At 72.0% G+C, this 13,888-nt stretch carries 14 protein-coding genes; 6 read left to right on the top strand and 8 right to left on the bottom strand.

The features are described 5' to 3' along the window. Positions 1 to 102: 102 nt before the first annotated feature. The gene (locus ACIG3E_RS10730) at positions 103 to 1,734 is read right to left on the bottom strand and encodes an alkaline phosphatase D family protein (protein ID WP_399613901.1); all 1,632 of its coding nucleotides are present in this window, start codon (positions 1,732 to 1,734) and stop codon (positions 103 to 105) included. A gap of 216 nt (positions 1,735 to 1,950) precedes the next feature. Here ACIG3E_RS10730 and ACIG3E_RS10725 point away from each other — a divergent pair, with 216 nt between their 5' ends. From ACIG3E_RS10725 to ACIG3E_RS10715, 3 genes are all read left to right on the top strand, one after another. Further along, the gene (locus tag ACIG3E_RS10725) at positions 1,951 to 2,745 is read left to right on the top strand and encodes an SDR family oxidoreductase (RefSeq protein WP_399614812.1); all 795 of its coding nucleotides are present in this window, start codon (positions 1,951 to 1,953) and stop codon (positions 2,743 to 2,745) included. Between the two features lie 665 nt (positions 2,746 to 3,410). Then, entirely contained in the window at positions 3,411 to 3,878 is a 468-nt protein-coding gene (locus ACIG3E_RS10720; protein ID WP_399613898.1) for a lamin tail domain-containing protein, read from the top strand. A 74-nt stretch (positions 3,879 to 3,952) separates the two neighbouring features. Next, positions 3,953 to 4,837, top strand: coding sequence for a PhzF family phenazine biosynthesis protein (locus ACIG3E_RS10715; protein WP_399613896.1), 885 nt, complete (start codon positions 3,953 to 3,955; stop codon positions 4,835 to 4,837). 27 nt (positions 4,838 to 4,864) lie between these two features. On the opposite strand, the gene ACIG3E_RS10710 is transcribed toward ACIG3E_RS10715, so the two are convergent. Continuing rightward, positions 4,865 to 5,188, bottom strand: a complete 324-nt coding sequence (locus tag ACIG3E_RS10710) for a nuclear transport factor 2 family protein (protein WP_399613894.1) — start codon at positions 5,186 to 5,188, stop codon at positions 4,865 to 4,867. A 205-nt stretch (positions 5,189 to 5,393) separates the two neighbouring features. On the opposite strand from ACIG3E_RS10710, the gene ACIG3E_RS10705 reads away from it, so the two are divergent. Further along, positions 5,394 to 6,173 (top strand): SAM-dependent methyltransferase, encoded by a 780-nt coding sequence (locus ACIG3E_RS10705; protein WP_399613893.1) that lies wholly within the window; start codon positions 5,394 to 5,396, stop codon positions 6,171 to 6,173. Between the two features lie 7 nt (positions 6,174 to 6,180). On the opposite strand, the gene ACIG3E_RS10700 is transcribed toward ACIG3E_RS10705, so the two are convergent. After that, positions 6,181 to 7,122: an aminoglycoside phosphotransferase family protein gene (locus ACIG3E_RS10700; protein WP_399613890.1), complete on the bottom strand. Its 942-nt coding sequence runs from the start codon at positions 7,120 to 7,122 to the stop codon at positions 6,181 to 6,183. 96 nt (positions 7,123 to 7,218) lie between these two features. Continuing rightward, positions 7,219 to 7,686, bottom strand: a complete 468-nt coding sequence (locus ACIG3E_RS10695) for a hypothetical protein (RefSeq protein WP_399613888.1) — start codon at positions 7,684 to 7,686, stop codon at positions 7,219 to 7,221. A 366-nt stretch (positions 7,687 to 8,052) separates the two neighbouring features. Here ACIG3E_RS10695 and ACIG3E_RS10690 point away from each other — a divergent pair, with 366 nt between their 5' ends. Then, positions 8,053 to 8,937, top strand: coding sequence for a glycosyltransferase family 2 protein (locus ACIG3E_RS10690; RefSeq protein ID WP_399613885.1), 885 nt, complete (start codon positions 8,053 to 8,055; stop codon positions 8,935 to 8,937). A gap of 322 nt (positions 8,938 to 9,259) precedes the next feature. Here ACIG3E_RS10690 and ACIG3E_RS10685 read toward each other — a convergent pair whose 3' ends face one another. From ACIG3E_RS10685 to ACIG3E_RS10670, 4 genes are all read right to left on the bottom strand, one after another. After that, positions 9,260 to 10,006, bottom strand: a complete 747-nt coding sequence (locus tag ACIG3E_RS10685) for an ATP-binding cassette domain-containing protein (RefSeq protein ID WP_399613883.1) — start codon at positions 10,004 to 10,006, stop codon at positions 9,260 to 9,262. A 13-nt stretch (positions 10,007 to 10,019) separates the two neighbouring features. After that, positions 10,020 to 10,604 carry a hypothetical protein gene (locus ACIG3E_RS10680; RefSeq protein ID WP_399613881.1) on the bottom strand — a complete coding sequence of 195 codons (585 nt, stop codon included), beginning with the start codon at positions 10,602 to 10,604 and terminating at the stop codon, positions 10,020 to 10,022. Then, entirely contained in the window at positions 10,601 to 11,983 is a 1,383-nt protein-coding gene (locus ACIG3E_RS10675) for a hypothetical protein (RefSeq protein WP_399613878.1), read from the bottom strand. Before ACIG3E_RS10675 ends, ACIG3E_RS10680 begins: the two co-directional genes overlap by 4 nt. 89 nt (positions 11,984 to 12,072) lie before the next feature. Then, entirely contained in the window at positions 12,073 to 12,660 is a 588-nt protein-coding gene (locus tag ACIG3E_RS10670; RefSeq protein WP_399613876.1) for a hypothetical protein, read from the bottom strand. Between the two features lie 873 nt (positions 12,661 to 13,533). On the opposite strand from ACIG3E_RS10670, the gene ACIG3E_RS10665 reads away from it, so the two are divergent. Further along, positions 13,534 to 13,863, top strand: a complete 330-nt coding sequence (locus ACIG3E_RS10665; protein ID WP_399613873.1) for a hypothetical protein — start codon at positions 13,534 to 13,536, stop codon at positions 13,861 to 13,863. The last annotated feature ends 25 nt before the right edge of the window (positions 13,864 to 13,888 follow it).

Here is a 13,888-nt window from a genome sequence, read left to right as displayed (position 1 = left end):
TCAAACGCCGGAGAGGCTGAAAACACAGCCGCAAGCGGCACCATCCAGCCCGTCCGGCGTTTGAGGACGAGGCGCGCAGCGCCGAAAAGCGGGGAGGGGAGGCTACGCCGGGTGCAGGCCCGGGTTGCCCGCCTCCATGGCGAAGGACGCGGCCCTCGTGAGAGGGGCGCCAGGCGTGGTGACGGCGGAGACCGTCTTGAAGTCGGCGCGGGCCTCGTCACGGCCCAGGGCGACGGTGACGTAGCCGCGGCGGCCGTTGTAGAACTTCAGGTGCGGATTGGCCTTCGTGTACGTCTCCCAGTTGGCGGGCCGCTCCGCGCCGTCCTTGCCGCTGGCGATGGACGTCGCGACGATCTCCGTGCCGAGGATCTTCGACGAGGGCTCGTCGAAGTCGTCGAGGATGTCGAAGGCGTAGCCGACGTGCACGTCACCGGTGAGGACCATGAGGTTCTCGACGTCGGCGGCCTTCGCCCCGGCGAGGACCCTCTGCCGCGAGGCCGCGTAGCCGTCCCAGGCGTCCATGCTGACCTTGGCGACGGGGTTCAGGTCGAGCTTGCGCTGGGAGAAGGTGACCTGCTGCGGGACGACGTTCCACAGGGCGCGGGAGCGGCGCCAGCCGTCGATGAGCCAGCGCTCCTGGGTGGCGCCGGTGATGGTCCGCTTGGGGTCGAGGGACTCGGGCCCGGGCACGTGCGCCCCGTCGCCGTAGGCCTGGTCGGACCGGTACTGCCGGGTGTCGAGGATGTCGAACTGGGCGAGGCGGCCCCACTGGAGGCGGCGGTAGAGCTGCATGTCGGGCCCGGCGGGCCGCTGCGGGCGGCGCAGCGGCTGGTTCTCCCAGTACGCGCGGTACGCGGAGGCGCGGCGCAGGAGGAACTCCTCGGGCGGGTTGCCGTTCTCGTCGAGGTCGTCGGCGTAGTTGTTCTCGACCTCGTGGTCGTCCCAGGTGACGACGAAGGGGTGCGCGGCGTGCGCGGCCCGCAGGTCGGGGTCGGACTTGTAGAGCGCGTACCGGCGGCGGTAGTCGTCGAGGGTCTGCGTCTCGCGGTTGAAGACGTCGGGCAGGACGCGGTCGGTGTACTTGCGGGCGCCGCCCACGGAGTTCACGGCGTACTCGTAGAGGTAGTCGCCGAGGTGGAGGACGACGTCGACGTCGTCCTCGGCGAGGTGCTTGTACGCGGTGAAGTAGCCGTCGTGGTACGCCTGGCAGGACACGGCGGCCAGGGTGAGCGCGCCGGTGCGGCCGTGCGGGCGCGGCGCGGTCCGCGTGCGGCCGGTGTCGGAGGTCCACTTGCCGGTGCGGAAGCGGTAGTAGTACGCGCGGTCGGTGTCGAGGCCGTCGACCTGGACGTGCACGGAGTGGTTGAACTCGGGGTGCGCGGTCGCGGTGCCGCGTCTGACGGAGCGGCGGAAGCGGGGGTCGCGGGACAGCTCCCATTGGACGGTGACGCGCTCGGCGGGCAGGCCGCCGTTCTCCTCGTACGGCCTGGGCGCGAGGCGGGTCCACAGGAGCACGGAGTCGGGCTGCGGGTCGCCGGACGCGACGCCCAGGGTGAACGGGTCGTCGGTCACGCGTGCGGCGTCGAGCTCGGCGGCGCCCGCGACACCGGCCGTGGGCAGGTTGGTGGCGAAGGCGAGCGCGGCGGCCGCGCCGGTGCCGGTCAGGAAGCGACGGCGGCCCAAGTGGCGTGCTGCCGCGCGGAGTTCGGGTGCGTGGTGACCTGAAGCTGACATGTGCCCCTCCCGGACAGTGGCTGTACGGTGCATTGGAGTGCCGGGGGACGACGATGGCCTGTCGCGTACACAACAGCCATATGTCGAGCAGATGAGGTCCGAGTTGCGGACCCTCCCGTACGCTGCGGGGCCATGAACGCAGAGCGAACGGCCTCTCCCCACGCCTCCCGGACGGACCCTCAGGAGGCCTCCGAGGCCCCGGAGACGGCCCCCGGGATGACCCCGGAGGCCGCTCCGGACGCCGCCGCGAAGACCGCCGTGGTCACCGGCGCGGGCTCCGGAATCGGCCGGTCCGTCGCCCTGGAGCTGCTGCGCGCGGGCTGGTCCGTCGCGCTCGCGGGCCGCCGGGAGGACCCGCTGCGCGAGACGGTCGCCCTGGCCGCCGCCGACCTGGGCGACGCCGTCCGCGAACGGGCGCTGTGCGTACGGGCCGACGTCAGTGCGCCCGACGACGTCACCGCGCTCTTCGCCGCCGTGCGCGAGCGGTTCGGGCGGCTCGGCCTGCTCTTCAACAACGCCGGTACGTTCGGGCCCGGCGGCGTGCCCGTCGAGGAGCTGGCGTACGACGACTGGCGCCGCGTCGTCGACACGAACCTCAACGGCGCGTTCCTGTGCGCGCAGGCCGCGTTCCGGCAGCTGAAGGAGCAGGAGCCGCGCGGCGGCCGGATCATCAACAACGGCTCGGTCTCCGCGCACGCGCCGCGCCCGCACTCCGTCGCGTACACCGCCACCAAGCACGCCCTCACGGGCCTGACCAAGTCCCTGTCCCTGGACGGGCGTCCGTACCGCATCGCCGTCGGCCAGATCGACATCGGCAACGCGGCGACGGACATGACCGCACGCATGCGCGCGGGGATCCCGCAGGCTAACGGGGACGTCGCGGTCGAGCCGGTGATGGACGTGGCCGACGTGGCGCGCACGGTGCGGCACATGGCGGAGCTGCCCCTGGAGGCCAACGTGCAGTTCGCCACGGTGCTCGCGACCACGATGCCGTATGTGGGGCGGGGCTGAGGGCGGTACGCCGGGGAGCGCCCCGTAGGGGCGCGGGGCTGTGTCTGTGTGCGGCTCCACCGCGTGGGCGCGACCAGCCACGACGAGGCCGCAGACATCCGACCTGATGGCGCGGCACATCCATACCGCATCCGCCGGGGAGCACCCCGTAGGGGCGCGGGGCTGTGTCTGTGTGCGGCTCCACCGCGTGGGCGCGACCAGCCACAACGAGACCGCAGACATCCGACGCGCTGACGCGGCACATCCGTACCGCATCCGCCGGGGGGGGGCGCGCCCCGTAGGGGCGCGGGGAACTGCGCGACCAGCCACGACGAGGCCGCAGACATCCGACCTGATGGCGCGGCACATCCATACCGCATACGCCGGGGAGCACCCCATAGGGGCGCGGGGCTGTGTCTGTGTGCGGCTCCACCGCGTGGGCGCGACCAGCCACGACGAGACCGCAGACGTCCGACGCGCCGGCGCGGCACATCCGTACCGCGGCGGACTTCACCCGGCCCGCTCGGGCGCGGAACCGCCCTGCGCCGAGCGGCGGATGACCCCCTACGGATTTCGGACGAGCTGGGGACCAGGCTCTGGCCAGCCGCCGGAATCCGCCCTCGGGGCCCGCGGCCAGCCGCTAGGCTCGGCAGCTCTCCACGGAAACTTCACACACGGAGCACACGTTGCGCATTCGTTCGGCGGCCACGGCCGTCCTCGCCGCCACCGCACTCACGGCCCCGCTGCTCGCCGCGGGCCCGGCGACCGCCGCCCCGCGCCACCAGGGCGGTCTGCACCTCGGCTACATCCAGTACGACAGCCCGGGCCGGGACACCACCGCCCGCGCCTCGGTCAACGGCGAGTGGGTGAACATCCACAACAACAGCGGCAGCCCGATCCAGCTCAAGGGCTACAAGCTGAAGGACAACACCAACTACACCTACACCTTCGGCAGTTACAAGATAGGCGCGGGCAAGACCGTCAAGGTCCGCACCGGCAAGGGCACCAACGCCTCCGGGGTGCGCTACTGGGGCCGCGGCTGGCACGTGTGGAACAACACGAGCGACAAGGCCCGCCTGATCAAGCCGAACGGCTCGCAGCTCGACTCCTGCTCCTGGACCACGCGCGACGGGGGCGCCAAGAACTGCCACTGAGCCCGCGCGGGGCTCGCGCGCACCTCCGTGCGGCCCGGGAACACTCCCGGACCGCACGGAGGTTATCGTGCGGCATGAGCACATCAGACCAGCCCGCCCGGGCCACCGACGTCCTGCGCTACACGGCCTTCGCCACCGACCCCGACGGCGGCAACCCGGCCGGAGTCGTCCTCGACGCCGCCGGGCTCGACGCGACGCGGATGCTCGCGATCGCCGCCGACCTCGGCTACAGCGAGACGGCGTTCGTGACGCCCGGACCCGCCGGACTCGGGCCCGAGGGCCGCGCCTTCACCGTGCGGTACTTCAGCCCGCAGCTGGAGGTCCCCTTCTGCGGCCACGCCACCGTGGCGACGGCGGTCGCCCTCGCCGAGCGCGACGGGCCCGGCGACTTCGCGTTCGCGACCCTGGCGGGCACCGTGCCGGTCACCGTCGCGGCGGCCGACGGGGCGCTGCGCGCCACCCTGACCAGCGTCGAGCCGAAGGTGAGCGAGGCCCCCGCGGCCGACGTCACCGAGGCCCTCGCCGCCCTCGGCTGGGCGGCGGACGACCTCGACGCGCAGCTGCCGCCGCGCATCGCCTTCGCGGGCGCCCGGCACCTGGTCCTCGCGGCGGCCACGCGCGAGCGGCTCGCCGACCTGGACTACGACTTCGAGCGGCTGAAGTCCCTGATGCTGCGGCTCGACGTGGTGACGGTCCAGCTGGTCTGGCGGGAGACCCCGTCCGTCTACCACGTACGGGACCCGTTCCCCGTCGGCGGCGTCGTCGAGGACCCGGCGACCGGCGCGGCAGCGGCGGCGTTCGGCGCCTACGCGCGCGAGCTCGGCCTGGTGCCCGCCGCGGCGGAGCTGACCCTGCACCAGGGCGCGGACATGGGGCGCCCCGGCGTCCTCACGGTGACGCTGCGCGAGGGCGACGCCCGGGTGCGCGTGTCGGGCACGGCGGTCCGCATCCCGGCCTGACCTGGAGCGACGCCCTCCGGTCCCGGTTCAGGCCTGTCCGGTCTCGAACCGGGACACCTTTCCGCCGTCCACCGTGAACCGCCACTTGGTACGCATCGCGCCCCAGGTGTCGTTGCGGTAGTTAGCCACGAGGGAGAGGCCGTCGTCCGCCTCCGACTCCACGTCCATGTGGCCGCCGGAGGAGAAGGCCTCGCGGTCGAGCCACTCCATCAGGTTCCGGTCGGTGCCGTCGTCGGACATGGTCGCGTCGGGCGTGAGCAGGCCCGTCAGGGCGGTCTTGTCGCCCGCGTTCAGGGCGGTGACGAAGTCCCTGACCGTCGGGTCGCTGAGCTGGTTCACCGGAATGGTCATGCGTCCACGGTCACACCACCACGCCGCCCCCGCCACCGACGCCCGCACGCTCCGTGACCACGGCCGGGTTCCAGCCCCCCGGCGTTTGAGGAGCGGGGGTCTGGGGGCGGAGCCCCCAGAAGGCGGGAAGGGGCGGGCCCCCGTCGCCACGGCCAGGCATAAATCCCGCGCACCGGCCGACCAAGAACGCATAGCGTGCCGCACCATGACCTCCACAGACACCCCGCCCCGCCTCACCCGCCTCACCTTCCACGGCCCCCTGTCCGAGGCACGGGCCACCCGCATCGTGGCGCGGGCCGCCGAGGCCCTGACGGCCGCGGACCGGCCCACCGTGCTCGACCTCGGCTGCGGCTGGGGCGAACTGACGCTGCGACTGCTGGAGGCGGCGCCCGCCGCCACCGCCGTCGGGGTCGACCTGAACGAGGAGGACCTGGAGCGGGGCCGGGCCCTGGCCCGGTCCAGGGGGCTCGCGGACCGCGTGGAGTTCGCGGCCGAGTCGGCCACGGACACCGCGCGCGGCCCGGCCGACGTCGTGCTCTGCCTCGGCTCCGCCCACACCCTGCGCCCGGCCGACGCCGCGCCCCCGCACACCGCCGACGCGCTGCGCGCCCTGCGCCGCCTGGTGCGCCCCGGTGGGCGCGTCGTCCTCGGCGAGGGCTTCTGGGAACGCACGCCGACGGCGGCGGAGCTGGCCGCGATGTGGCCGGACGCCCGCGCCGACGAGCACCTGCTCCTGGGCGACCTGACGGACGCGGCGGTCGCCGCGGGCTTCCGGCCGATGTGGGTGGAGACAGCGAACGCCGAGGAGTGGGAGGAGTTCGAGTCGGCGTACCTGGCGGACGTCGAGGTCTGGCTCGCCGCCCACGCGGACCATCCGCGCGCGGCCGAGGCCCGCGAGCGCGCGGACCGGCACCGCGCGACCTGGCTGCGCGGCTACCGCGGCCTGCTCGGCATCGCCTATCTGACGCTCGTGCCCGTGGACTAGCCCGGCGCTAGCCCCGCCCGAACCAGTGCTCGGCCAGCGCGTCGAGGGTCGGCTCGGGCGGGGCGGGCAGCTCGCGCAGATACCGGGACAGGTTGCCGTAGACGTGCAGCAGCGTGTGGGCGAGGAGCAGGCGGGGCTCGAAGGCGTGGCCGTACGCCGTGCTGAGGCGGGCCAGGAGTCGGGGGTCGGCGCGCGTGACGTAGAGGCCGACGGCCACGAAGTCGTACGCCGGGTCGCCGATCATCGCGGGCTCGAAGTCGAAGAGCCCGGTGAGCTCCCAGCGGCCGTCCGGCGCGGGCGCGGCGAGGAGGTGCTCGCGCATGAACTCGGTGTGCAGCAGGGCGCGCCGGGGCCCGGTGGGCGCCACCTCGCCCTCCACCGCGTCGAGGAAGTCCGGAATCTGCTCCAGCCAGTGCTCGGGGAGGTGCCGCGCGCGCTGCCGCTCGACGGCGCCCGCCCGCTGCCGGGCCAGGAACGCGTCCCAGTCGCCGGGCCCGAGGGCGCCGGTGAGCGGGGCGTGGTCGAGGGCGTGCAGCGCGGCGAGCGCCTCCCCGGCCCGCTCGACGAGCCGCTCCCGGTCGGCCCCGGGCAGGCGCGGCCAGGCGTGGTGCAGCCCCTCGCCGGGGAGCCGGGTCATCAGGACGTAGCGCCAGCCGTTCTCGTACGCGCCGAAGGAGTGGACCCGGGGGGTCGCGACGGGCAGGCGGCCGTGCACGTGGGCGAGGACGCGGGCCTCGGTGACTCCGTCGTCGGCCGCGGCGGCGGGGAAGAGCTTGAGCACGAGGTCGTCGCCGACGGCGTAGACGGGCTGGGAGCCTTCGCGGAAGCGGACCAGGGGCGCCCCCGCGAGGCCGAGCCGGGCGCACAGGTCCGCCGCGCCGGGCCGCATCACGGCCTCGTCCGGGACGATCGCGTCCCATTCCTCGCCGGTGTGCACGGGGGGCAGCATGATCGGAACGGTAGGCAGGGCGCGGGCGCGGCGGCAACGGGATTACCCGGGGGGTGCCGCCGCCCGCCGTCCGGGCGGCGGCACCCTGCGGGGCGGTCAGAAGACGAACGGCCCCGGCTTCTGCGCCGACGTGGCGTTGCAGGTCACGGTGATGCCGAAGACGACGACCTTGAGGGACGTGGCCGAGAGCCTGTCGCCGGAGGCGACGGTGCCCTTGAGCGGGCCGGTGGAGATGGCGCCGCCGGCGGGGATGGCCGGGTTGGCGTTGCCGGTGAAGGTGGTGGTGCCGGTGCCGTTCTTGGTGAGGGTGAGGGTGGAGTTGACGGCGCCCGCGCCGACGTCGACCGGCGCGGTGATCGCGGACGTGGAGAGTTCGATGGTGGCGCTGGTGCCGCTCTGCGTGGCCTTGAGGGTCGCCGCGCCCGAGCCGAACGAGCCGCACTCGAAGTCGAGGGTCGCCGTCGTCGGGTCCACGGCGGTCGCGGTGGGCGAGAGCGCGAGGGCGCTCAGCGTGAGCGCCGCGGTGCCGAGTGCCGAACAGAGGGCGAGTCTGCCGTGCCGCATGGAATGGCCTGCCTTCGCATGGGGGGAGTGTGGGGTGCCGCCTCGCTGAACACGCCTCCGCCCCACGGCGGCTGACGGTACGTCAGCGATTCGGGTTGGGGGCATTGAGGCACGCTCCCCCAGAGGTCACAAGGGGCGCCTTCTTGATTCTTGACATGTCACGACCAAAACCGGCCGAGCCGTCGGCGCCCGCCACTGCGCCACCTGGCGCACGCGCCGGAGCGAACGCCATGAACGCGCCCCGTCGTGCGATGAACACACCGGTGAACGGCTACCATCGCCAGGACCGTCAAGGCGGCGCACCGCTCCCCCGGCCGCGGCCGAACCGCCCCGACCACCCCTGCGACCCGATCTGGAGGGCTCCCCGTGTCCGAACCGCGCCTGGGTGTGGCCATCGTGACCATGGGCAACCGCCCCAAGGACGTCGACGCCCTCCTGGAGTCCGTCGCCAAGCAGGACGTCCCGCCCACCCGGGTCGTCATCGTGGGCAACGGCACCGAGCTGCCGGACTTCCCCGCCTACCCCGGCGAGGTCACCACGATCGCGCTCGACGAGAACCTGGGCTGCCCCGGCGGCCGCAACGTCGCCCTGCGGCGGCTGCGCGAGTTCGGCGACGTGGACGTGGCGATCGAGCTCGACGACGACGGGCTGCTCGTCGACCCCGACGTGTTCCGCACCGTCCGGCGCCTGTTCGCCGAGGACCCGCGCCTCGGCGTCGTCGGCTTCCGCATCGCCGACGAGCACGGCGAGACCCAGCGCCGCCACGTGCCGCGCCTGCGCGCCAAGGACCCGATGCGCCGGGGCCTGGTCACGTCCTTCCTCGGCGGCGGCCACGCCTTCTCCATGGAGATGCTGGAGCGGATCGGCGACTGGCCCGCCGACTTCTTCTTCACGCACGAGGAGACCGACCTCGCCTGGCGCGCGCTCGACGACGGCTGGAAGGTCCTGTACGAACCGGCGCTGCTGCTCCAGCACCCCAAGACGTCCCCCGCCCGGCACGCCGTCTACTACCGCATGACGGCCCGCAACCGCGTCTGGCTGGCCCGGCGCCGCCTTCCGCTGCCGCTCGTCCCCCTCTACCTGGCGGTGTGGACGCTGCTCACGCTGGTGCGCACCCGGTCCCTCGGCGGCCTGCGCGCCTGGGCGGGCGGCTTCGTCGAGGGCCTGCGCACCTCGTGCGGCGAGCGGCGGCCGATGCGCTGGCGCACGGTGTGGCTGATGACGAAGCTGGGCCGCCCGCCCCTCATCTGACCGCGCCTCGTCCGACCGCCCCTCGCCTAACCGCCCCCCCGCCTGACCGGACCGGCCTACGGCAGGAACGCCCAGACGGACGCCCAGGATCGGCAGCACCAGGGCGTCGGTCCACTCCACCGTCGGCCAGGCACGCCTCGTACACGAAGAACGGGTTGCGGACCACGAGCCGCTTCTCGTCCCACGCCACGGACGGCGTGAGACCGGTGCGGACCACCACCCAGGTCACCCCGGCGGGCAGGGCCAGGGCCAGGACGGCGTCCCGGGCGCGGCGCGGCCCCTCGCCGCCGAAGAGGAACTGGGCGGCTCCGAACGAAGCCGCCTAGCCGGAGAGGCTGGAGTAGGTGGACACAGCGGTGTAGGCGACTTCCGCCCGTCGTCCTTCGGGGGTGTCGGCCGGTGCGTGGGCGAGGAAGTCCCGTGTAGCCCCGGTGAAGGTGATCGCCCCTTCGGTGAGAACAGTGACGGTGTCGGCTTCTTCTGCGAGGTCGGCGACATCGTGAGTCGACATCAGCACCTGTACCTCGTCTGTGGCGAGGCGCAGGATCAGGTCGCGGAAGACGCGGCGCTGGGTGGGGTCCATTCCGGCGGTGGGTTCGTCGAGGAGCAGGACGCGGGCGTCGTGGACGAGGGCGGAGGCGACGCCGACGCGCCGGAGCTGCCCGCCGGAGAGCTGCTTGGTCTTCGTGTCCGCGCGGTCCTTCATCTGGACACGGTCCAGGGCGGTTTCCGCGGCTGTCCAGGCATCGGCGCGGTTCATGCCCTTGAGCCAGCCGGTGTAGGCGACTTGCTCGCGGGCGGTGAGGCCCGTCATGGCGGTGATCGACTGGGGCATCCAGGCGACCCTGCTGCGGTACTCCCGGGAGGTCGAGGACAGCCGACCGAGGCGTACGGCACCCGTGGTGGGCTCGTTGACACCGGCGGCGAGCTTCAACAGGGTCGACTTTCCGGCGCCGTTGGGGCCGAGGAGGACGGTGAATCCCGCCGGTGTGGCGTAGGAGAGCTGGTCAAGGACGCGGGGCTTGTTGCGGCCGTACGCGTAGGAGACAGCATCGAGCTGGACGGACATGCGGGAGGGCCTTTCACACGGAGCGGCGGACACGGGCCTGGGCGACGAGTCCGCCGAGGAAGACGAGCAGGCAGAGCGCGAGGGCGGGCACGTTGCCCGGGGGGTGCAGGGTGAGGGCCCATGGCCAGGGGCGGTGGTAGTCGGCGTAGCCGAGGAACATGATGGCGAAGACCCATCCGACCGGGGCCACCGTGGCCGCCTTCGCGTACACGGCGTCGGCGAGCAGCATCAGCCCCGTCAGGAAGACGGTGTTGCGGCCGACCGCGGTCGCCTCGTCGGAACCCGAGACGGCACCGACCACCAGACCCGCCAGGGTCGCGGTCAGCACGCACGCCACGACCAGGAGCGCGTCCAGGCGGCGCAGGTTCCGTGCGGCCACCGCCTCGGCCTCCACGAGCCGCTGGGCGAGGCAGTGCGCCAGGACGGAGGTGATCACGAGCGGCATGATCTGCATGAGGAACACGCGGTTCCCGCCGGCGCTCAGCATGCCGGGAAGTTCGATGGCCCGGTCGTGCGCGACGGCGACGATCAGCGTGAACGCGGCGGTCCCCGGCAGGAGCACGGGGAGCACCCGTCGCGCCTTGATCCACCAGATCATGACCCTGCCTTCCGGCTGACGAGGCGGCACGCCTTCGCCTGCTCCTTGTGGAACCACCGTGCCTGCCGGTCAGCCGGGAGCCGACGAGCCGCGTCCGCGCGCTCCCGCACCTTCGCCAGGACTTGGCGGGGGTTCTGGAACGCACCTCCGTACTCCGCCTTCCGCCACGCCAGGTACGGCTTGTCGGCATCGATGAGGGTGGCGGCCCACAGCATCGCGGCGTCGCGGTTGACGACGTAGTCGGCGGAAGGAGCCTCGTCGAACGAGGCCGGGAAGGCGCAGGGGAACGTGACGCCGGTGCGCAGCACGGCATAGCGGACGAAGGGCATGCCTCCACCCCGCTCTCCGGCCTGTCGCGACAGCGGGAGCCACCACACCGTGTGCGATGACGTCTTCCGGTCCCGGCCGTTGAGCAGGCTGTCGGACACGGTTTCGGGCATCTGGACGTTCGCTCCGGCCTTGCGGAGCCTGCTCACCGATCGCACGATCTCGCCCCGCACATCGTCGAGTTCGTCGACCGCTCCGCCGGTTTCGGCCATGCACACACGCGGGGCATGGCCGGTGCAGCGTGCGGCCGCCTGTCCGGAGGTGACGGGGCCGTCCGCGATCGCCCACCCCGAGGCGACATCGGTGCACGCCACCATGGTCGCGACCGCCGCCGCGGCGGCCGCGCCGCGTATCACCCACCGGGATCCTCCCGCCGTACGGATCCACCACACGGCGACCGCGGCTGCCAGCGCCGCGACGAACAGGAAGGGAATGAACAGCGTGGCAGCGCCGTACTCCTCACCGAACCCCAGCGAAGTGTCCGGTTGCCCCGACACATGCCTCGGCCACACCGGATCGTCGTACTTCACCGTCTCGACGATGACGTAGAACACGGCGACGGCGGACAGCGGAGCGGAGATCACCCGGGGAGTGATGTGGCCGATGGCGCACCCAAGGACCGCGTACGCGCACACGATGCCCATGGCCATGGCGAGGGGCGCCAGCGCGGCCGGGGTGGGGACGAGTCGAGTCTCGATCAACCGCATCACCACCGGCAGCACGAGGATCAGCCAGCCAGCGGCGACGACGGGCAGCAGCGTGTGGGCGGCCACCCCGTACCGGGGCCGTCCGGGGGCGAGCTGCCACACTCCGTCCCGCCGCAACCGCCCGCCCTCCCAGACGGCCAGGCCGAGAGTGATCGCATAGGCGAAGACGTAGAAGTAGGACAGGGCCAGCTCGACCTGCTCGGGCGCCCACAGCGGGCCCGTGATGACTTCCTCGTACGAATCCTCGAAGTGCAGGGCGTAGAAGTAGTAGAAGCCGATGATGCCGAGCCAGATCGGCGCGGTCCATACGGCCGGAGTGGTGCGCAGTCGGGTGCGAAGGTTCAAGGAATCGAGACCGCTCTGTGAAGAAATGGGGAGGAGCCGGGAAGCACACGGGTGCTTCCCGGCTCTGCGTCACATCGAGCCAGCCGTGACTAGTCGGCCTTCGAGACGTCGACGTACACCTTCTTCACCGACACGTGGGTGTGCTGGTACTCGGACCCATTGTGCTTCGGGATGGTGAAGTAGCGGTTGTCGCCGTTCGAGTAGTGCGCGTCCCACTCGCCCCGGGACGTCTTGCTCGACCCCTTGAAGCAGTTCGAGAACCGCTTCGATCCGATGCTCTTGTCCAGACCGAACGGGATGGCCTGGTGCAGCTGCACGTCGAGGGAACGCCCGGTGGCCTCGGTCATCGTGCACCCGGTGAACTTGATCTCGGTGTAGTCGTTGTCCGCCCAGTGACGGGACTCCTTGCTGCCCGGCACCCAGCCGTTGACGCTGCTGCTGAAGTTCTGCGTGTGGACCTCGCCGTCGTCGGGGGCCTGCAGCTCGAACAGTCCCTCCTCCTCAAGGCTGACCGTGGACGCGTCGTCGACGACCCCGGCGGCGTCCGCGACCGGGACGGAGTCGTCGGCGGTGTCAGCGGTGGCGGCGGCGGTGAACAGCGTGGTCGCCGTCAGAGTGCCGATGAGTACCGCAGAGGTGCGGGTCAGGGCGCGTCGGCTGATCGTGGCAGTGGACATGAGCTGAGAAGTCCCCCTCAAGGCAGTGATCCTGGACACAGCGAGGCCGCCACGCCTTGTGAGCGTGACGCCCTTGCGTCCGTTCGGTGAAGATCACTTAAGCAGAGAGTAATGTCACCCGCCGTGACGGAAGCCACACCTCCGCGTCACCAACGCGTGAAGGTCTGGACCACAACAGCGGGACCTGGCCGGGGGGAGCCTCAACTTGTGCGGAGTACGCCGGTGGACCCCCAGCGGCCGTCCCGGAACAGCACGGCGGCGAGCCGGCAACGGGTGCCTACGACACCGCCCGGCGAGACACGGGCGAGGTTGGCCCCTAAGCAAGCCTGTCCGTGTACACCGCAAACTCCGCACCAGCCTTCGAGCGCTCGGCGGCGGTGGCCGTGCTCGTGCGGATCGGGAGAGGAAGGGCTCAGGAGTCGAGCACGTCGATCGGCGGGGAGCCCGCAGTGGCCGCGTCGAGCGCGCTGTCTGCCAGTTCCTGAATGCGCGGAGGGTCACCGTACGCACGGGGCGCCAACGGAAGCTCCGCGCTCGGCTCGCCCCCCCTGACCTACTGGTCAACTCCCCGTTTTCACAGCTGAGTTCACCATGCCACCGCACCTGATGGAGCGCCAGATAGCCGTCGGGTGAGCGAGGTCATCCAGGGGCCACGGAGACAGCCGCACATGAGGGCTACGGACTTGTGCCGTCCGGCGGGTCACTCAGCGGGTGATTCGAGCCACCTGTCTCATCCCGCATTGCGCCTGCAACGGCCCACGAGAGAGCATGTTCGATACGGTGCGCGATGCGCGCGTGGAGGGGCGTGAGCCGGGCGTGACGAGATACGCCTGCTCCGATAGAGCGGTCTGTCGCGGAGCAGGAGGGGGATTCATGAAGTTCGACATGGGTGAGACGACGCTGTCGACGCTGGGGAAGCAGACGTCGGGGTCGAGTGATGACTTGGGTGCGTTGATCCGGGCATTGGTGTCGGCGGCGGAGCCGCTGGAGGGGAAGTTCAACGGCGCGGGCAAGGCGACGTTCGACTCCTTCAAGCTGCGGGCGGACGAGATCACGGCGGCGCTGAACGGTTCGCTCCAGTCGATCCTGGGCGGCCAGGCAGGCATGGACGAGGCGTTCGCGACGGGCACGCAGGAGCAGTCGGACAACGCGCGGCGGAACATGGGCGCGGCGAATTTCCAGGCGGCCCGCTTCTCCGGCTGAGTGTGTCCCATTTCAGTACTGCTCA

Origin of the sequence: Streptomyces sp. NPDC053474 (assembly GCF_044544845.1) — a bacterium.
Lineage (GTDB): Bacteria > Actinomycetota > Actinomycetes > Streptomycetales > Streptomycetaceae > Streptomyces.
This window is presented reverse-complemented; position numbering and strand designations above follow the sequence as displayed.

Bases quoted from the DNA above. Each gene is read 5' to 3' on its own strand.
- ACIG3E_RS10695 (WP_399613888.1), bottom strand. From the start codon at position 7,686: ATGCGGCACGGCAGACTCGCCCTCTGTTCGGCACTCGGCACCGCGGCG.
- ACIG3E_RS10670 (WP_399613876.1), bottom strand. From the start codon at position 12,660: ATGTCCACTGCCACGATCAGCCGACGCGCCCTGACCCGCACCTCTGCG.
- ACIG3E_RS10665 (WP_399613873.1), top strand. From the start codon at position 13,534: ATGAAGTTCGACATGGGTGAGACGACGCTGTCGACGCTGGGGAAGCAG.
- ACIG3E_RS10685 (WP_399613883.1), bottom strand. From the start codon at position 10,006: ATGTCCGTCCAGCTCGATGCTGTCTCCTACGCGTACGGCCGCAACAAG.
- ACIG3E_RS10725 (WP_399614812.1), top strand. From the start codon at position 1,951: ATGACCCCGGAGGCCGCTCCGGACGCCGCCGCGAAGACCGCCGTGGTC.
- ACIG3E_RS10705 (WP_399613893.1), top strand. From the start codon at position 5,394: ATGACCTCCACAGACACCCCGCCCCGCCTCACCCGCCTCACCTTCCAC.
- ACIG3E_RS10715 (WP_399613896.1), top strand. From the start codon at position 3,953: ATGAGCACATCAGACCAGCCCGCCCGGGCCACCGACGTCCTGCGCTAC.
- ACIG3E_RS10700 (WP_399613890.1), bottom strand. From the start codon at position 7,122: ATGCTGCCCCCCGTGCACACCGGCGAGGAATGGGACGCGATCGTCCCG.
- ACIG3E_RS10680 (WP_399613881.1), bottom strand. From the start codon at position 10,604: ATGATCTGGTGGATCAAGGCGCGACGGGTGCTCCCCGTGCTCCTGCCG.
- ACIG3E_RS10710 (WP_399613894.1), bottom strand. From the start codon at position 5,188: ATGACCATTCCGGTGAACCAGCTCAGCGACCCGACGGTCAGGGACTTC.
- ACIG3E_RS10730 (WP_399613901.1), bottom strand. From the start codon at position 1,734: ATGTCAGCTTCAGGTCACCACGCACCCGAACTCCGCGCGGCAGCACGC.